At 34.9% G+C, this 15,196-nt stretch carries 29 protein-coding genes; all 29 read left to right on the forward strand.

The features are described 5' to 3' along the window. Positions 1-175 precede the first annotated feature (175 nt). The 29 genes from rpsL (at position 176) to rpsK (ending at position 15,194) form a co-directional block, all read left to right on the forward strand. Positions 176-592, forward strand: coding sequence for a 30S ribosomal protein S12 (gene rpsL, locus V4538_05335; protein ID MES2380443.1), 417 nt, complete (start codon positions 176-178; stop codon positions 590-592). Positions 593-625: 33 nt separating this feature from the next. After that, on the forward strand, positions 626-1,096 hold the full coding sequence (rpsG, locus tag V4538_05340; protein MES2380444.1) for a 30S ribosomal protein S7: 471 nt from the start codon (positions 626-628) through the stop codon (positions 1,094-1,096). Between the two features lie 22 nt (positions 1,097-1,118). After that, positions 1,119-3,221 (forward strand): elongation factor G, encoded by a 2,103-nt coding sequence (gene fusA, locus V4538_05345; GenBank protein ID MES2380445.1) that lies wholly within the window; start codon positions 1,119-1,121, stop codon positions 3,219-3,221. A gap of 11 nt (positions 3,222-3,232) precedes the next feature. Beyond that, positions 3,233-3,538 (forward strand): 30S ribosomal protein S10, encoded by a 306-nt coding sequence (gene rpsJ / locus V4538_05350; protein MES2380446.1) that lies wholly within the window; start codon positions 3,233-3,235, stop codon positions 3,536-3,538. A 35-nt stretch (positions 3,539-3,573) separates the two neighbouring features. Continuing rightward, positions 3,574-4,191 (forward strand): 50S ribosomal protein L3, encoded by a 618-nt coding sequence (rplC, locus tag V4538_05355; protein ID MES2380447.1) that lies wholly within the window; start codon positions 3,574-3,576, stop codon positions 4,189-4,191. A gap of 5 nt (positions 4,192-4,196) precedes the next feature. Next, positions 4,197-4,832, forward strand: coding sequence for a 50S ribosomal protein L4 (gene rplD, locus V4538_05360; protein MES2380448.1), 636 nt, complete (start codon positions 4,197-4,199; stop codon positions 4,830-4,832). Beyond that, positions 4,832-5,122: a 50S ribosomal protein L23 gene (gene rplW / locus V4538_05365; GenBank protein MES2380449.1), complete on the forward strand. Its 291-nt coding sequence runs from the start codon at positions 4,832-4,834 to the stop codon at positions 5,120-5,122. Before rplD ends, rplW begins: the two co-directional genes overlap by 1 nt. Before the next feature lie 8 nt (positions 5,123-5,130). After that, entirely contained in the window at positions 5,131-5,952 is an 822-nt protein-coding gene (rplB, locus tag V4538_05370; GenBank protein MES2380450.1) for a 50S ribosomal protein L2, read from the forward strand. A gap of 6 nt (positions 5,953-5,958) precedes the next feature. Continuing rightward, positions 5,959-6,225, forward strand: a complete 267-nt coding sequence (gene rpsS, locus V4538_05375; GenBank protein MES2380451.1) for a 30S ribosomal protein S19 — start codon at positions 5,959-5,961, stop codon at positions 6,223-6,225. Positions 6,226-6,227: 2 nt separating this feature from the next. Beyond that, complete coding sequence (rplV, locus tag V4538_05380) at positions 6,228-6,626, forward strand: 50S ribosomal protein L22 (protein ID MES2380452.1); 399 nt, start codon at positions 6,228-6,230, stop codon at positions 6,624-6,626. Beyond that, positions 6,626-7,426, forward strand: a complete 801-nt coding sequence (rpsC, locus tag V4538_05385) for a 30S ribosomal protein S3 (GenBank protein MES2380453.1) — start codon at positions 6,626-6,628, stop codon at positions 7,424-7,426. The genes rplV and rpsC overlap by 1 nt, the downstream gene beginning before the upstream one ends. A 37-nt stretch (positions 7,427-7,463) precedes the next feature. Further along, positions 7,464-7,886 carry a 50S ribosomal protein L16 gene (rplP, locus tag V4538_05390; protein ID MES2380454.1) on the forward strand — a complete coding sequence of 141 codons (423 nt, stop codon included), beginning with the start codon at positions 7,464-7,466 and terminating at the stop codon, positions 7,884-7,886. Between the two features lie 2 nt (positions 7,887-7,888). Then, positions 7,889-8,086, forward strand: a complete 198-nt coding sequence (rpmC, locus tag V4538_05395; protein ID MES2380455.1) for a 50S ribosomal protein L29 — start codon at positions 7,889-7,891, stop codon at positions 8,084-8,086. A 13-nt stretch (positions 8,087-8,099) separates the two neighbouring features. Next, complete coding sequence (rpsQ, locus tag V4538_05400) at positions 8,100-8,369, forward strand: 30S ribosomal protein S17 (GenBank protein ID MES2380456.1); 270 nt, start codon at positions 8,100-8,102, stop codon at positions 8,367-8,369. Positions 8,370-8,373: 4 nt separating this feature from the next. Continuing rightward, positions 8,374-8,742, forward strand: coding sequence for a 50S ribosomal protein L14 (rplN, locus tag V4538_05405; GenBank protein ID MES2380457.1), 369 nt, complete (start codon positions 8,374-8,376; stop codon positions 8,740-8,742). A gap of 2 nt (positions 8,743-8,744) precedes the next feature. Next, the gene (rplX, locus tag V4538_05410; protein ID MES2380458.1) at positions 8,745-9,083 is read left to right on the forward strand and encodes a 50S ribosomal protein L24; all 339 of its coding nucleotides are present in this window, start codon (positions 8,745-8,747) and stop codon (positions 9,081-9,083) included. 4 nt (positions 9,084-9,087) lie between these two features. After that, positions 9,088-9,651 carry a 50S ribosomal protein L5 gene (gene rplE / locus V4538_05415; protein MES2380459.1) on the forward strand — a complete coding sequence of 188 codons (564 nt, stop codon included), beginning with the start codon at positions 9,088-9,090 and terminating at the stop codon, positions 9,649-9,651. Between the two features lie 7 nt (positions 9,652-9,658). Next, positions 9,659-9,928: a 30S ribosomal protein S14 gene (gene rpsN, locus V4538_05420; protein ID MES2380460.1), complete on the forward strand. Its 270-nt coding sequence runs from the start codon at positions 9,659-9,661 to the stop codon at positions 9,926-9,928. Positions 9,929-10,053: 125 nt separating this feature from the next. After that, entirely contained in the window at positions 10,054-10,452 is a 399-nt protein-coding gene (rpsH, locus tag V4538_05425; protein MES2380461.1) for a 30S ribosomal protein S8, read from the forward strand. A gap of 22 nt (positions 10,453-10,474) precedes the next feature. Continuing rightward, positions 10,475-11,029, forward strand: a complete 555-nt coding sequence (rplF, locus tag V4538_05430) for a 50S ribosomal protein L6 (protein MES2380462.1) — start codon at positions 10,475-10,477, stop codon at positions 11,027-11,029. Positions 11,030-11,038: 9 nt separating this feature from the next. Further along, positions 11,039-11,386 (forward strand): 50S ribosomal protein L18, encoded by a 348-nt coding sequence (rplR, locus tag V4538_05435; GenBank protein MES2380463.1) that lies wholly within the window; start codon positions 11,039-11,041, stop codon positions 11,384-11,386. 65 nt (positions 11,387-11,451) lie between these two features. After that, positions 11,452-11,976 carry a 30S ribosomal protein S5 gene (gene rpsE / locus V4538_05440; GenBank protein ID MES2380464.1) on the forward strand — a complete coding sequence of 175 codons (525 nt, stop codon included), beginning with the start codon at positions 11,452-11,454 and terminating at the stop codon, positions 11,974-11,976. Positions 11,977-11,980: 4 nt separating this feature from the next. Further along, a complete protein-coding gene (rpmD, locus tag V4538_05445) occupies positions 11,981-12,160 on the forward strand; it encodes a 50S ribosomal protein L30 (GenBank protein ID MES2380465.1) in 180 nt (59 codons plus the stop codon). 13 nt (positions 12,161-12,173) lie between these two features. Then, positions 12,174-12,623, forward strand: a complete 450-nt coding sequence (gene rplO / locus V4538_05450; protein ID MES2380466.1) for a 50S ribosomal protein L15 — start codon at positions 12,174-12,176, stop codon at positions 12,621-12,623. A 3-nt stretch (positions 12,624-12,626) separates the two neighbouring features. Next, complete coding sequence (gene secY, locus V4538_05455; GenBank protein MES2380467.1) at positions 12,627-13,979, forward strand: preprotein translocase subunit SecY; 1,353 nt, start codon at positions 12,627-12,629, stop codon at positions 13,977-13,979. 53 nt (positions 13,980-14,032) lie between these two features. Continuing rightward, positions 14,033-14,251, forward strand: a complete 219-nt coding sequence (infA, locus tag V4538_05460; GenBank protein MES2380468.1) for a translation initiation factor IF-1 — start codon at positions 14,033-14,035, stop codon at positions 14,249-14,251. Between the two features lie 21 nt (positions 14,252-14,272). Further along, positions 14,273-14,389, forward strand: a complete 117-nt coding sequence (gene ykgO, locus V4538_05465; protein ID MES2380469.1) for a type B 50S ribosomal protein L36 — start codon at positions 14,273-14,275, stop codon at positions 14,387-14,389. Positions 14,390-14,398: 9 nt separating this feature from the next. Further along, on the forward strand, positions 14,399-14,776 hold the full coding sequence (gene rpsM / locus V4538_05470) for a 30S ribosomal protein S13 (GenBank protein MES2380470.1): 378 nt from the start codon (positions 14,399-14,401) through the stop codon (positions 14,774-14,776). 22 nt (positions 14,777-14,798) lie between these two features. Next, positions 14,799-15,194 carry a 30S ribosomal protein S11 gene (gene rpsK / locus V4538_05475; protein ID MES2380471.1) on the forward strand — a complete coding sequence of 132 codons (396 nt, stop codon included), beginning with the start codon at positions 14,799-14,801 and terminating at the stop codon, positions 15,192-15,194. Positions 15,195-15,196 lie beyond the last annotated feature (2 nt).

The following is a 15,196-nucleotide window of genomic DNA, read 5'->3' on the forward strand; positions in this document are numbered from 1 at the left end:
TAACGGGAAAAGTCCCAAGCGGCACTGTCTGATGGTTAGTTTTAAATTCAACCCGCTCAGCAAATGGTATTTTATTAGTCTTATTAAAATATTTTTTGTCAAGCACTTGTATTGCTAAACTATTCTGTCTACTTTTGCAGCCCTTTAAAAAAAGGATATTTAGTATTTAATTAATATGCCAACTATACAACAGCTAATTAGAAAAGGTCGTACTGATGTGCTTTTTAAGAGCAAATCACCAGCACTTGACAATTGTCCTCAACGTAGAGGAGTTTGTACCCGTGTTTATACAACTACACCTAAAAAACCAAACTCGGCCATGCGTAAAGTGGCTCGTGTGCGTTTAACTAACGGAAATGAGGTTAATGCTTACATCCCAGGAGAAGGTCACAACTTACAAGAACACTCTATCGTGTTAGTTCGTGGTGGTCGTGTGAAAGATTTACCGGGTGTACGTTACCATATTGTACGTGGTGCTTTAGATACCGCAGGTGTTGAAGGAAGAACACAACAACGTTCTAAATACGGAACAAAACGTCCTAAACCAGGAGCTGCTCCTGCAGCAGACGCAAAAGGTAAAAAGAAAAAATAATTTAGTAGCTAAGAAAAGAAGCGATAGATTACAATGAGAAAATCAAAACCAAAAAAACGCATTTTAACTCCTGATCCAAAGTTCAACGATACTTTGGTTACAAGGTTTGTAAATAATATGATGTGGAGTGGAAAGAAAAATACTTCTTTCGCTATATTTTATGAAGCATTAGATAAAGTAGAAGCTAAATTACAAGAGCGCGGAATCGATGTTTGGAAAAAAGCATTAAATAATGTAATGCCTTCAGTAGAAGTAAAAGCTCGTAGAGTGGGTGGTTCTACTTTTCAAATTCCAATTGAAGTTCCTGCTGACAGAAAAGTAGCAGTAGGTATGAAATGGATGATTTTATACAGCCGCAGACGTAGTGAAAAATCTATGTCAGATAAATTGGCTGCTGAAATTATAGCTGCTTCTAAAAATGAAGGTGCTTCAGTAAAGAAAAGAGAAGATACACATAAAATGGCTGATGCCAATAAAGCGTTCTCTCATTTTAAAATATCATAATAAATAAATAAGGGTAAACAAAATGTCTCGCGACTTAAAACTAACAAGAAATATAGGAATTGCAGCTCACATTGATGCAGGTAAAACTACTACAACTGAGCGTATATTATACTATTCTGGTGTTAACCATAAAATTGGTGAAGTACATGATGGTGCTTCTACAATGGACTGGATGGTACAGGAAGCTGAACGTGGTATAACAATCACTTCTGCTGCCACTACTGTGCCTTGGGCATACAGAGGTAACAAATACCAAATTAATATTATTGATACTCCTGGTCACGTTGATTTTACTGTAGAAGTAAATCGTTCATTACGTGTATTAGATGGTTTAGTTTTCTTATTTAGTGCTGTTGATGGTGTTGAGCCTCAATCAGAAACTAACTGGAGATTAGCCAATAACTATAACGTAGCTCGTTTAGGCTTCGTTAATAAAATGGACCGCTCTGGTGCCGATTTCTTAAACGTGGTAAAACAGGTTAAAGAAATGTTAGGTAGCAATGCAGTTCCTTTACAATTACCAATCGGTGCTGAAGATGGTTTCAAAGGAGTTGTTGATTTAATCAACTTCCGTGGAATGGTTTGGAATGAGCACGATAAAGGTATGACTTTCCAAGAAATTCCTATTCCTGAAGATATGATGGAAGAATCTCTTATGTGGAGAGAGAAATTGTTAGAAGCAGTTTCTGAGTATGATGATAAGTTGATGGAGAAATTCTTTGAAGATCCAACCAGCATATCAGAAAGAGAAATATTAGATGCATTAAGAGCTGCTGTTATTGATATGAAAATTGTTCCAATGTTATGTGGTTCATCTTTCAAAAATAAAGGCGTTCAAACCATGTTAGACTTAGTAATGGAATTATTACCAAGTCCAATGGATAAACAAAGTGTAACAGGTATTAATCCTGATACTAATGAAGAAGTAACACGTAAACCTTCTTATGATGAACCTTTTGCAGCGTTAGCTTTTAAAATTGCAACAGATCCATTTGTAGGCCGCTTAGCTTTCATGCGTGCATATTCAGGTAAATTAGATGCAGGTTCATACGTATTAAATACACGTAGTGGAAATAAAGAACGTATTTCTCGTATTTTCCAAATGCATGCTAACAAGCAAAATCCTATTGATAGTTTGGGTGCTGGAGATATTGGAGCAGCTGTAGGATTTAAAGATATAAAAACTGGAGATACTTTGTGTGATGAGAAATTCCCTATCGTATTAGAGTCGATGGATTTCCCTGAACCGGTTATTGGATTAGCTGTTGAGCCTAAAACCCAAGCAGATTCAGATAAATTAGGTATGGCTTTAGCGAAATTAGCTGAAGAGGATCCTACATTTAAAGTAAAAACAGATGAAGAAACAGGTCAAACTGTAATTTCAGGAATGGGTGAATTACACTTAGAAATTATTGTTGATCGTTTAAGAAGAGAATTTAAAGTTGAAGTTAACCAAGGAGCACCACAGGTTTCTTACAAAGAAACAATTACTGTTCCGGTTACTCACAGAGAGTCATATAAAAAACAATCAGGTGGTAGAGGTAAGTTTGCTGATATTCAATTTGAATTAATCCCAGGCGATCCAGAAAAACCAGGATTGGAATTTGTAAACCAAATTGTTGGTGGAGCTATTCCTAAAGAATTTATACCTTCTGTAGAAAAAGGTTTCAAAGGTGCAATGGCCAATGGTGTTTTAGCCGGCTATGCAGTTGAAAGTTTAAAAGTTCGTTTATTTGATGGTTCGTTCCACGCAGTGGATTCAGATTCATTATCTTTCGAATTAGCTGCAAGGATGGGTTTTAAAGAAGCATCAAGAAAAGCTAAACCAGTACTACTAGAGCCAATTATGAAATTAGAGGTGTTAACCCCTGAAGAAAATATGGGTGATGTAATAGGTGACTTGAACAGAAGACGTGGACAATTAGAGGGAATGGATAGCAGAGCAGGTTCACAAGTTGTGAAAGCAAAAGTACCTTTAGCAGAAATGTTTGGTTATGTTACTCAATTGAGAACTTTATCTTCAGGAAGAGCAACTTCTACAATGGAATTCAGCCATTACACTGAAGCTCCTAAGAATGTTCAAGATGAAATATTAGCAAAAATTAACGGAAAAGCAAAAGCTTAATAATAAATATTGTGAGCCAAAAAATAAGAATTAAGTTAAAAAGTTTCGATTATAATTTAGTTGACAAATCAGCTGAAAAAATCGTTAGAACTGTAAAAAGCACTGGAGCTGTAGTTAGTGGTCCAATTCCACTTCCAACCCAAAAGAAAATTTATACAGTTTTACGTTCGCCACACGTAAATAAAAAGGCACGTGAACAATTTCAATTGTGTTCATACAAACGCATACTTGATATTTATAGCAGTACAGCAAAAACTGTTGATGCATTAATGAAATTAGAGTTGCCAAGTGGGGTAGACGTAGAAATTAAAGTTTGATCAATTAATTAAAGAAATTTAGACAGCGTATAATTATGTCAGGATTGATAGGAAGAAAAATAGGAATGACCAGTGTTTTCAATAAAGACGGTAAGCAAATGGCTTGTACGGTTATTGAAGTTGGACCTTGTGTTGTTACTCAGGTTAAAACTGAGCAAACAGACGGTTACAATGCTGTTCAGTTAGCGTATGGTGAAGCAAGAGAAAAAAACACACCCGCTGCGCGTAAAGGTATTTTCAAAAAAGCTAATACTACACCAAAACAAAAATTGGTTGAGTTCAAAGGTTTTGAAAATGCATTACAATTAGGTGAAGTTATTACTGCAGACTTATTTGCTGAAGGCGAATTTGTGGATGTAGTTGGTACTTCAAAAGGAAAAGGTTTTCAAGGTGTTGTAAAACGCCACGGTTTTGGTGGAGTTGGTATGGCTACACACGGACAACACGATAGACAAAGAGCTCCTGGTTCAATAGGTGCTTCTTCTGACCCTTCAAAAGTTATAAAAGGCATGAGAATGGCTGGTAGAATGGGTGGTGTTAGAGTTAAGAAAACCAATCTTGAAATTTTAAAAGTTATAAAAGATCAGAATCTTTTGGTTATAAAGGGGTCTATTCCTGGTGCTAAAGGTTCATTTATATTATTGGAGAAATAGGACAGATGGAATTAGCAGTATTTAACACAACAGGAACAGAAACAGGTCGTAAAGTTACTCTAAGTCAAGATGTATTTGGAATTGAGCCTAACGATCATGCAATATATTTAGATGTAAAACAGTTTTTAGCTAACCAACGTCAAGGTACACACTCTTCATTAGAGCGTAGCATGGTAAGTGGTTCAACTAAAAAATTACATCGCCAAAAAGGAACAGGTGGATCTCGTAAAGGTAGTATCAAATCAGGTACTCGTGTTGGTGGAGCCAGAATATTTGGACCACAACCAAGAGATTACAGTTTCAAATTGAACAAAAAATTAAAGCAATTGGCTCGTAAGTCAGCTTTAGCTTATAAAGCAAAAGAAAATAACATTACCGTGTTAGAGAACTTTAGTTTTGATGCTCCAAAAACAAAGAATTTTGTAAATATTTTAAATAGCTTAAAATTAAACAATACAAAAACTTTAATTGTAATTGGTGACTATAACGAGTTTATCTATCGCTCTAGCCGTAACTTACCAAAATCAAAAGTGGTAACTGCGGGCGATGTTAATACCTACGAAATTTTAAATGCTCAAAAGGTAATTTTACTTGAAAATTCTCTTGGAGTAATTGATAACCTATTTAATAAAGTTAAGTAATGAGTATCTTAAAAAAGCCATTAATAACGGAAAAATATAGCCGCATCAGTGAAAAGTTAAATCAATTCGCTTTTGTAGTTGAAAAGAAGGCCACTAAGCCTGAGATAACCCAAGAGATTGAAAAACTATACGGTGTAAATGTTACAGGCATTAGCACTATGGTTTACGCTGGTAAAACTAAATCTAGATTTACTAAACGTGGTCAATTCAATGGAAGAAAACCTGCTTTTAAGAAAGCTATTGTTACACTACAAGAAGGTCAAAAAATTGACTTCTTCCAAAACGTATAAAGGACAAAATGGGAATTAGAAAATTTAATCCAATAACTCCAGGAACACGCTTTAAGTCGGCTAATACTTTTGAAGAAATTACAGCTTCAAAACCTGAGAAGTCACTAACCGTTTCTATAATGAAATCGGGTGGTAGAAATAATAGTGGTAAAATGACTATGCGCTATATAGGTGGTGGTCATAAAAGAAAATATAGGTTAGTAGATTTCAAACGTAGCAAACAAGGCGAAGCCAATGTAGTTACAATTGAGTACGATCCAAATCGCTCAGCTCGTATTGCTTTAATTCAATACGCAGATGGAGAGAAAAGTTATATTTTAGCTCCTAAAGGTTTACAAGTTGGACAAACAGTACAAAGTGGTGCTGGTGCCCCTCCTGAAATAGGTAATACTTTACCTTTACAAGAAATTCCTTTAGGTTCTTTAATTCATAATATTGAAATGTTACCAGGAAAAGGCGGTAAGTTAGTTCGCTCTGCTGGTTCATTTGCACAATTGTTGAATCGTGACGGCCGTTATGCTATTGTAAAATTAGCTTCTGGTGAAACTAGGATGATATTAGTTGCATGTAGCGCTACTGTTGGTCAAGTTTCAAATCCTGATCACAATTTAGAGAGAAAAGGTAAAGCAGGTGCAAACAGATGGAGAGGTGTTCGTCCTCGTACACGTCCGGTAGCAATGAATCCGGTTGATCATCCAATGGGTGGTGGTGAAGGAAGAGCTTCAGGAGGTCACCCACGTTCACGTAACGGTATCAAATCAAAAGGATACAAAACACGTACTCCTAAAAAATATTCAAATAGATTTATCATAGAAAAGCGTAAGAAGTAATAAAGTATGGCTCGTTCACTAAAAAAAGGACCGTTTGTTGATATTAAACTTGAGAAAAAAGTTGATACGATGAATGAGTCGAAAAAGAAATCTGTAATTAAAACTTGGAGTCGCAGATCAATGATAACTCCAGAATTTGTAGGACATACATTTGCTGTTCACAATGGCAATAAATTTATACCTGTTTATGTTACTGAAAATATGGTTGGTCATAAATTAGGTGAGTTCGCTCCTACACGTACATTTAAATCACACCCAGTTAAGAAAGATTAATAATGGAAGCAGTAGCAAAATTAAATAATTGTCCAACCTCTCCTCGTAAGATGAGACTTGTTGTAGACCTTATACGTGGCAAAAGAGTAGAAGAAGCATTTAATACTTTACGCTTTAATAATAAAAAAGAAAGCGCCCACAGAGTTGAAAAGTTATTGCGTAGTGCAATAGCAAATTGGGAGCAAAAAAATACAGGAGCACGTGCTGAAAGCAGCGAATTGTATGTAAAAACAATTTTTGTTGATGGTGGTGCCATGTTAAAACGTGTTTTGCCTGCACCACAAGGACGTGCACACAGAATACGCAAACGCTCAAATCATGTTACACTTATTGTAGATAGCATGACTACAGCTAATAGTTCAGTAGAAATTAATAACGAAAAAGAAAATACTAAAGCATAATGGGACAAAAGGTAAATCCGATAGCATTACGTTTAGGCATTATCCGTGGCTGGGAAAGTAATTGGTTTGGTGGCAAAAACTTTGCTGAAAAACTTATCGAAGATGAAAACATAAGAAAATATCTTCGTGCCCGTATTATAAAAGGCGGAGTGTCAAAAATTATTATTGAGCGTACGATAAAACGTATTATCATTACAATTCACACTTCTCGTCCGGGAATAATAATTGGTAAGGGTGGTTCTGAGGTTGATAAAATCAAAGAAGAAATTAAAAAACTTACTAAAAAAGACGTAGCTATTAATATATTTGAAATAAAACGTCCTGAGTTAGATGCGGTTTTAGTGGGTGAGCAAATTGCTAGCCAAATTGAAGCCCGTGTATCTTACAAACGTGCTTTAAAAGGAGCTATTTCAAATACCATGAAAATGGGTGCTGATGGTATTAAAGTTACAATAAGCGGCCGTTTAGGTGGAGCAGAGATGGCTCGTTCAGAATCATATAAAGAAGGGCGTACTCCGTTACATACTTTAAGGTCTGATATAGATTATGCAATATCTGAAGCGTTAACAGTATATGGTAAAATAGGTATTAAAGTGTGGATCTGTAAAGGTGAAATTTATGGAAAACGCGATTTATCTCCTAACCAAGGTGCAGCTGATAATAAAGGTAATGGCGGTCGCCCTGATAGAAGAGGTGATGACAGAAGAGGCGGTTCAGACAGAAGAGGTGGAGATAGAAGAGGTGGTGCTGGAGCTAATGCTGGTGGTGGCGATAGAAAGCCAAGAAGAGAAAAAAAATAATTCAAGATTTTATCATTAAAATAAAATAACTGTAAATATGTTACAGCCGAAAAAAACAAAATTTAGGAAACAACAAAAAGGTAGAGTTAAAGGTAATGCCTCTAGAGGTTTTACGGTTGCCTTTGGATCGTTTGGTTTAAAAGCCCTTGACACATGCTTTTTAACATCAAAACAATTAGAAGCTGCTCGTGTTGCTTTGAATCGTTTTATGAAAAGAGAAGGTCAAGTTTGGATCAGAGTGTTTCCAGACAAACCAATGACAAGAAAACCCGCAGAAGTGCGTATGGGTAAAGGTAAAGGAGCTCCAGAATTTTGGGTAGCTGTTTGCAAACCTGGAACAATTATTTTTGAAGCAGAAGGTGTTTCTTTGGAAACTGCTAAAGAAGCTATGCGTTTAGCTGCACAAAAGCTTCCTGTTATTACCAAATTTGTTGTTAAACCTGATTATAACGGAAACTAGTAATGAATAATAAAGAAATCAGAGAATTGTCGGATAAAGAATTGAGAGTTGCTATTGCTGACGAAAAGTTAAATTTAACAAAAATGACTTTACAAAATGCAGTATCTCCAATTGAAAATCCAAAATTAATTAAAGAAAGTAAATTGACTATTGCTCGTATGCTTACTGAGAAAAAAGCACGCCAATTGTCAAACGCATAAAAACTATAACAAAATGGAAACAACAGCAGTTAATAGAAATTCGCGTAAGGTTATAATTGGGAAAGTAATAAGCAACAAAATGCAGAAAACTATTGTAGTTTCTGTAGAGCGTAAGGTTATGCACCCAAAATACGGGAAATTTATAAAAATGACTTCAACATTTAAAGCTCATGATGAGAAAAACGAAAGCGCTATGAATGATATCGTTAAGTTAATGGAAACTCGTCCGTTAAGCAAAGATAAACGTTGGAGATTAGTAGAAATTGTAGAAAAAGCTAAATAATAAAATGATACAACAGGAATCAAGACTTAAAGTAGCTGATAATAGTGGAGCGCGCGAAGTATTATGTATTCGCGTTCTGGGAGGCACCGGAAGACGCTATGCATCTGTAGGCGATAAAATAGTAGTTACAGTTAAATCAGCGTTACCATCAGGTGGCGTTAAAAAAGGTGCAGTTTCTAAGGCTGTTGTTGTTAGAACTAAAAAAGAAGTTCGTAGAGCTGATGGTTCATACATTCGTTTTGACGATAACTCTTGTGTTTTATTAAATGCACAAGATGAGCCACGCGCTACTCGTATATTTGGGCCAGTTGCCCGTGAGTTAAGGGAAAAACAATTCATGAAGATTGTTTCATTAGCACCGGAGGTATTATAATAATGGAAAAGAAAATGAACAACAAAGCTAAGTTGCGTATCAAAAAAGACGATCGCGTAACTGTAATAGCAGGAGATGATAAAGGTAAAACGGGAAGAGTAATTGAAATTATTACTGCTACTAACCGTGCAGTAGTTGAAGGTGTTAACATTGTTAGCCGTCATACAAAACCTAATGCTCAAAATCAACAAGGTGGCATTATTAAAAAAGAAGCCCCTGTTCATATTAGTAATCTTAAAGTGATGGATAAAAGCAATAATGCTACCAAAGTTGGTCGTAAGAAAAACGAGGAAGGCAAAACTGTAAGATATTCAAAAAAATCAGGAGAAATAATCGACTAAGAATATGACAACAACGTACGTCCCTAGATTAAAACAAGACTATAACGGTAAAGTTAAACCAGCTCTAGTAGAAAAGTTTGGTTATAAAAATGTAATGCAAGTTCCTAAATTGGTTAAAATTTGTTTAAACCAAGGTGTGGGAGCTGCAGTATCTGATAAAAAGATTGTTGACCAAGCTTTAGTTGAAATGACAACTATTGCTGGACAAAAAGCAGTTCCTACAAAATCTCGTAAAGATATTTCGAATTTTAAATTACGTAAAGATATTCCAATTGGAGCTCGCGTAACTTTAAGAGGAGAGAGAATGTATGAGTTTTTAGATAGACTTATTTCGGTTTCTTTACCTCGTGTAAGAGATTTCGCAGGATTAAATGATAAAGGTTTTGATGGTCGTGGTAACTATACCATGGGTATTACAGAACAAATAATTTTCCCTGAAATTGTTATTGATAAAGTTAACCGCATCAATGGTATGGATATTACTTTTGTAACAACTGCCGCTACAGATGAAGAGTGTTTATCATTGTTAAAAGAATTTGGTTTACCATTCAAAAATCAAAATAAATAATATTATAATGGCTAAAGAATCAGTAAAAGCACGTCAGCGTAAAAGAGAAAAATTAAATGCTCAGTTTGCCGACAAACGCAAAGCTCTTAAAGAAGCTGGTGATTATATAGGTTTACAAAAATTACCTAGAAATTCATCACCAGTTCGTTTACATAATAGATGTAAATTAACTGGAAGACCTAAAGGCTACATGAGCGACTTCGGTATTTGCCGTAATCAGTTCCGCGAATTAGCTTCAATGGGAAGAATACCAGGGGTGACTAAATCATCTTGGTAGAAAAAAATAAATTTGCTAGAGGGTTGCGAATTATTATATTTGCACCCCTTTAAAATGTAATAAACTTAACTTAGTCGAAAAGAGTGCCCTTGGCTTACTATCGGCAAGTATTAAATTTAACAAAAATGACAGATCCAATATCAGACTATTTAACAAGGCTGCGTAACGCTATCAAAGCGGGACATCGCATAGTGGAAATCCCTTCCTCTAACTTAAAAAAAGAAATAACCAGAGTTCTTTTTGAAAAAGGTTATATCTTAAACTACAAATTCGAAGAAGTAGTTAATCACCAAGGCTCAATCAAAATAGCCTTAAAATATCATCCAATTACTAAAGCTTCAGCAATTAAAAAACTAGATCGTATTAGCCGTCCAGGTTTAAGACGTTATACAGGTATTGAAAATATGCCTCGTGTTATCAATGGTTTAGGTATTGCTGTTTTAACAACCTCTAAAGGTGTTATGACAGATAAAGAAGCCAGAAAATTAAATGTTGGTGGTGAAGTTTTATGTTATATTTATTAATTAAAAAGGAGAATAGTTTAACATGTCACGTATAGGAAAAGCCCCAATAAAATTGCCTGCTGGTGTTGATTTCAAAATCAGCAACAACAACTTAGTATCTATAAAAGGACCTAAAGGCGAATTGCATCAACAAATTGATGCCGATATAAAAGTGGTAGTAGAAAATGGCGAAATACTTATTAGCCGTCCTACTGATCACAAAAGACACAGAGCACTTCACGGATTATACCGCTCATTATTAAATAATATGGTAGTTGGTGTAACTCAAGGTTTCCAAAAGAAACAAGAGTTAGTGGGTGTTGGTTTTAAAGCTACTAACGAGGGTAATATCTTAGATTTAATTCTTGGTTACTCACATCATATATATTTCGAAGTTCCAAAAGAAATTTCGGTAAAAACAGAAACTGAAAAAGGTAAAAACCCAATCATTACCTTAGAAAGTGCAGACAAACAATTGATTGGTCAAGTTGCTGCTAAAATACGCTCGCTTCGTGCTCCTGAACCATACAAAGGCAAAGGTATAAAATTTGTGGGTGAAGTTCTTAGAAGAAAAGCAGGTAAAACAGCATCAAAATAATTATAAGTCATGGCAACAAAAAAAGAATTACGCAGAACAAGAATTAAGAGAGGTATTCGTGGCCGCATAAAAGGTACTGATAATAGACCACGTTTAACTGTATTTCGTAGCAATAAAGCTATATACGCTCAATTAATTAATGATATAGATGGTAAAACGATTGTTTCAGCATCATCTAGAAATATTAAAGAAAAAATAACTAAAGTAGAATCATCGGTTGCAGTAGGTAAAGAAATTGCTGAGAAAGCAATTGCTGCCGGAATTAAACAAGTTGTTTTTGATAGAAACGGATATCTATACCACGGCAGAATTAAAAGTTTAGCTGATGGCGCAAGAGAAGGAGGATTAGAGTTTTAATTTTGTTTTATGAAACTTGTTTCTTCTTGTAAGAGACAGAAACAAATTCAATAATAAAAAATATTATGTCAACAGAAAATATTAAAAGAGTAAAATCGAGCGATATAGAATTAAAAGAACGTGTTGTTGCAATTAACCGTGTAGCTAAGGTTACAAAAGGTGGTCGTACTTTTAGTTTCTCAGCTTTAGTAGTGGTAGGAGATGGTAATGGTGTAATTGGTTACGGATTAGGTAAAGCTAATGAGGTAACTGACTCAATTACTAAAGGTGTTGAAGATGCTAAAAAGAATTTAATGAAAGTGCCGGTAATGAAAGGAACTATTCCTCACGAGCAAATTGGTAAATTTGGTGGAGGAAGAGTATTTTTAAAACCTGCTGCACATGGAACAGGAGTAATTGCAGGTGGTGCTATGCGTGCGGTGTTGGAAAGTGCTGGTGTAACAGATGTGTTAGCTAAATCAAAAGGTTCTTCAAATCCTCATAATGTGGTAAAAGCAACTGTAAATGCATTATTAAATATGCGTGATGCTTATACCATTGCAAATACTAGAGGTTTATCATTAAAAAGTGTATTTAACGGAGGAGAATAATACAATGGCTAAAGTAAAAATTACATACGTAAAAAGTATCATTGACCGCCCTGAAGGACAAAAGCGCACTATAAAAGCACTTGGTTTTTCAAAGTTAAACCAATCACGCGAGGTTGAAGGCACACCCGCTGTATTAGGTATGATCAATAAAGTTGCTCATTTATTAAAAGTTGAAAACGTTTAAAAGTAAATAAACAATGAATTTACATAGTTTAAAACCAGCAGCAGGTTCTGTTCACAAAGAAGGAAAAAGAATAGGTAGAGGTGAAGGTAGTGGAAAAGGTGGCACGGCTGCACGTGGTAATAAAGGAGCTGGTTCACGTAGTGGTACTAGCACAAAGCGTGGTTTTGAAGGTGGTCAAATGCCTTTATACAGACGCTTACCAAAAGTTGGATTCAAAAATTTAAATAGAGTTGAATATGTAGGTATTAACCTAGATAGATTGCAATTGTTAGTGGATGGTAAAAACTTGAAAACTATCGATTTCGAAACTTTGGTAAATAATGGTGTTGTTGGTAAAAATGAATTAGTTAAAATACTTGGAAGAGGTGAACTAAAATCAGCTGTAGAAGTTAAAGCTCATGCATTTTCTGCATCTGCAATAAAAGCTATCGAAGCTATTGGTGGTTCAGCTGTAAAAATGTAACGAATGAAAAAACTACTTGATACATTAAAAAATATCTGGAAAATAGATGACTTAAGATATAAGCTTCAAATAACTTTTTGGTTGTTGTTAGTTTATAGAATTGGAAGTTATGTAACGTTACCAGGCATAGATCCAAACTTACTTGACACGAAACAAGCCGATGGTGGTTTGTTTGGTATTATCAACATGTTTGCGGGAGGAGCTTTTGGTCGTGCATCTATTTTTGCATTGGGTATTATGCCTTATATTTCGGCATCAATTGTTGTTCAGTTGTTATCATTAGCTTTACCTTCGTTCCAACGCCTTCAGAAAGAAGGAGAGGATGGAAGAAGAAAAATTAACCAAATTACTAGATACTTAACTATTGCTATTACTTTAGTTCAATCATATGGTTTCTTGATTAATTTAAAAAATACAAATCCTCAGGCTATTATGTCAATAGCTCATCCTGAACTTTTATCGGACTTTATGTTTACATTGAGTTCAATGATTATACTGACTGCCAGTACCATGTTTGTAATGTGGTTAGGTGAAAGAATAACTGATAAAGGTATTGGTAACGGTATTTCTTTAATCATTATGATTGGAATTATAGCTCGCTTACCACTTTCGTTCTGGGAAGAGTTTAACTTTAAACTTACTACCGGTGGTGGTGGATTAGTAATATTCGTAGTAGAGTTAGCAGCTTTATTTGCTGTAGTTCTATTAACTATATTATTAGTACAAGGTACCAGAAGAATTCCTGTACAATATGCAAAACGTATTGTTGGTAACAGACAATATGGAGGAGTTCGCCAATACATACCTTTAAAAATTAACGCTGCAGGTGTAATGCCAATTATATTCGCACAAGCATTAATGTTTGTACCAGGTTATGCAGCTCAGTTTGTTTCTAATATTGAAGCAAATAGTTTCTTAGCTTCATTTGCTAATCCATTATCATTTGCTTACAATTTTACGTTTGGTTTATTAATAGTATTGTTTACTTATTTCTACACTGCTATTTCAGTAAATGCAAATCAAATTGCTGATGATATGAAACGTAACAATGGTTTTATACCGGGTGTTAAACCGGGTAAATCAACTGCTGATTTTATTGACAATGTAATGAGTAGAATTACGTTACCGGGAGCTATATTCTTAGCTATAGTAGCTGTTTTACCTTCATTTGCAGGTGCATTTAACATCAACAGCCAGTTTGCACAGTTTTATGGTGGAACATCATTGTTAATTCTAGTAGGTGTTGTTTTAGACACTTTACAACAAATAGAAAGTCATTTATTAATGCGTCAATATGATGGATTAATGAAAAACGGAAAAATAAAAGGACGTAGCGGAAATACATCAGCAGCATAATAAATGTTGATAAATTGAAATAATCAATTATTTTTGCAACCCTTTAAAAAAATATGTCGAAGCAAGCGTTAATAAAACAAGATGGAATTATTACAGAAGCATTAAGTAATGCTATGTTTAGAGTTCAACTTGAAAATGGTCATGAAATCATTGCACATATTTCAGGTAAAATGAGAATGCATTACATTAAAATTTTACCAGGAGATAAAATTTCTGTAGAAATGAGTCCATATGATTTGACTAAAGGAAGAATAATTTATAGGTACAAGTAAACACATATATAAACCGAAGAAATGAAAGTAAGAGCTTCAGTAAAAAAGCGCAGTGAAGACTGCATAATTGTGAAACGTAAAGGTAGGGTTTACGTAATTAACAAAAAGAACCCAAAGTTTAAACAACGTCAAGGATAATAATATAATATGGCTCGTATATCAGGTATAGATTTACCAAGAAATAAAAGAGGTGAAATAGGTTTAACCTATATTTACGGAATTGGACGTACAACTGCTGTTCAAATTCTAACATCTAATGGAATTGATGTAAACAAAAAAGTTAGTGAGTGGAATGATGATGAGTTGAACGCCATTCGTAAACATATTACAGAAAACATTACTGTAGAAGGAGATTTACGCTCTGAAAAACAGTTAAATATCAAACGTTTGTTAGATATTGGTTGTTACCGTGGTTTACGTCATCGTAAAGGACTACCAGTTCGTGGTCAAAGAACTAAAACGAATTCACGTACTCGTAAGGGTAAACGTAAAACAGTAGCAGGTAAAAAGAAAGTTACTAAGTAATAAATAGCATAAAATAGAAAAAATGGCTACAAATTCAGGTAAAAAAGTAAACAAGAAGAGAGTTGTTGCAATTGACTCTCATGGTCAAGCGCACATTAAAGCTTCTTTCAACAATATTATAATCTCTATTACTAACGCTACAGGCCAAGTTGTTTCTTGGGGTTCAGCTGGTAAAATGGGTTTTAGAGGTTCAAAGAAAAATACTCCTTATGCAGCGCAAACAGCAGCTTCGGAATGTGCGAAGGTTGCAGTTGATGCAGGAATGAAAAAAGTTGACGTATTTGTAAAAGGTCCGGGAAGCGGAAGAGAAAGTGCTATTCGTACTTTACAATCTGCTGGTTTGGAGGTTTTATCTATCAAAGATATTACTCCACTACCACACAATGGATGTCGTCCTCCAAAAAGCAGAAGAGTATAATC

This window comes from Bacteroidota bacterium, from assembly GCA_040388375.1.
In the GTDB taxonomy this organism is placed as follows: domain Bacteria; phylum Bacteroidota; class Bacteroidia; order UKL13-3; family UKL13-3; genus JAAFJM01.

What these genes read in the sequence shown, in the direction of transcription:
- rpsL (MES2380443.1), top strand. Translation starts at nt 176, where the DNA reads ATGCCAACTATACAACAGCTAATTAGAAAAGGTCGTACTGATGTGCTT.
- rpsG (MES2380444.1), top strand. Translation starts at nt 626, where the DNA reads ATGAGAAAATCAAAACCAAAAAAACGCATTTTAACTCCTGATCCAAAG.
- fusA (MES2380445.1), top strand. Translation starts at nt 1,119, where the DNA reads ATGTCTCGCGACTTAAAACTAACAAGAAATATAGGAATTGCAGCTCAC.
- rplC (MES2380447.1), top strand. Translation starts at nt 3,574, where the DNA reads ATGTCAGGATTGATAGGAAGAAAAATAGGAATGACCAGTGTTTTCAAT.
- rplD (MES2380448.1), top strand. Translation starts at nt 4,197, where the DNA reads ATGGAATTAGCAGTATTTAACACAACAGGAACAGAAACAGGTCGTAAA.
- rplW (MES2380449.1), top strand. Translation starts at nt 4,832, where the DNA reads ATGAGTATCTTAAAAAAGCCATTAATAACGGAAAAATATAGCCGCATC.
- rplB (MES2380450.1), top strand. Translation starts at nt 5,131, where the DNA reads ATGGGAATTAGAAAATTTAATCCAATAACTCCAGGAACACGCTTTAAG.
- rpsS (MES2380451.1), top strand. Translation starts at nt 5,959, where the DNA reads ATGGCTCGTTCACTAAAAAAAGGACCGTTTGTTGATATTAAACTTGAG.
- rplV (MES2380452.1), top strand. Translation starts at nt 6,228, where the DNA reads ATGGAAGCAGTAGCAAAATTAAATAATTGTCCAACCTCTCCTCGTAAG.
- rpsC (MES2380453.1), top strand. Translation starts at nt 6,626, where the DNA reads ATGGGACAAAAGGTAAATCCGATAGCATTACGTTTAGGCATTATCCGT.
- rplP (MES2380454.1), top strand. Translation starts at nt 7,464, where the DNA reads ATGTTACAGCCGAAAAAAACAAAATTTAGGAAACAACAAAAAGGTAGA.
- rpmC (MES2380455.1), top strand. Translation starts at nt 7,889, where the DNA reads ATGAATAATAAAGAAATCAGAGAATTGTCGGATAAAGAATTGAGAGTT.
- rpsQ (MES2380456.1), top strand. Translation starts at nt 8,100, where the DNA reads ATGGAAACAACAGCAGTTAATAGAAATTCGCGTAAGGTTATAATTGGG.
- rplN (MES2380457.1), top strand. Translation starts at nt 8,374, where the DNA reads ATGATACAACAGGAATCAAGACTTAAAGTAGCTGATAATAGTGGAGCG.
- rplX (MES2380458.1), top strand. Translation starts at nt 8,745, where the DNA reads ATGGAAAAGAAAATGAACAACAAAGCTAAGTTGCGTATCAAAAAAGAC.
- rplE (MES2380459.1), top strand. Translation starts at nt 9,088, where the DNA reads ATGACAACAACGTACGTCCCTAGATTAAAACAAGACTATAACGGTAAA.
- rpsN (MES2380460.1), top strand. Translation starts at nt 9,659, where the DNA reads ATGGCTAAAGAATCAGTAAAAGCACGTCAGCGTAAAAGAGAAAAATTA.
- rpsH (MES2380461.1), top strand. Translation starts at nt 10,054, where the DNA reads ATGACAGATCCAATATCAGACTATTTAACAAGGCTGCGTAACGCTATC.
- rplF (MES2380462.1), top strand. Translation starts at nt 10,475, where the DNA reads ATGTCACGTATAGGAAAAGCCCCAATAAAATTGCCTGCTGGTGTTGAT.
- rplR (MES2380463.1), top strand. Translation starts at nt 11,039, where the DNA reads ATGGCAACAAAAAAAGAATTACGCAGAACAAGAATTAAGAGAGGTATT.
- rpsE (MES2380464.1), top strand. Translation starts at nt 11,452, where the DNA reads ATGTCAACAGAAAATATTAAAAGAGTAAAATCGAGCGATATAGAATTA.
- rpmD (MES2380465.1), top strand. Translation starts at nt 11,981, where the DNA reads ATGGCTAAAGTAAAAATTACATACGTAAAAAGTATCATTGACCGCCCT.
- rplO (MES2380466.1), top strand. Translation starts at nt 12,174, where the DNA reads ATGAATTTACATAGTTTAAAACCAGCAGCAGGTTCTGTTCACAAAGAA.
- secY (MES2380467.1), top strand. Translation starts at nt 12,627, where the DNA reads ATGAAAAAACTACTTGATACATTAAAAAATATCTGGAAAATAGATGAC.
- infA (MES2380468.1), top strand. Translation starts at nt 14,033, where the DNA reads ATGTCGAAGCAAGCGTTAATAAAACAAGATGGAATTATTACAGAAGCA.
- ykgO (MES2380469.1), top strand. Translation starts at nt 14,273, where the DNA reads ATGAAAGTAAGAGCTTCAGTAAAAAAGCGCAGTGAAGACTGCATAATT.
- rpsM (MES2380470.1), top strand. Translation starts at nt 14,399, where the DNA reads ATGGCTCGTATATCAGGTATAGATTTACCAAGAAATAAAAGAGGTGAA.
- rpsK (MES2380471.1), top strand. Translation starts at nt 14,799, where the DNA reads ATGGCTACAAATTCAGGTAAAAAAGTAAACAAGAAGAGAGTTGTTGCA.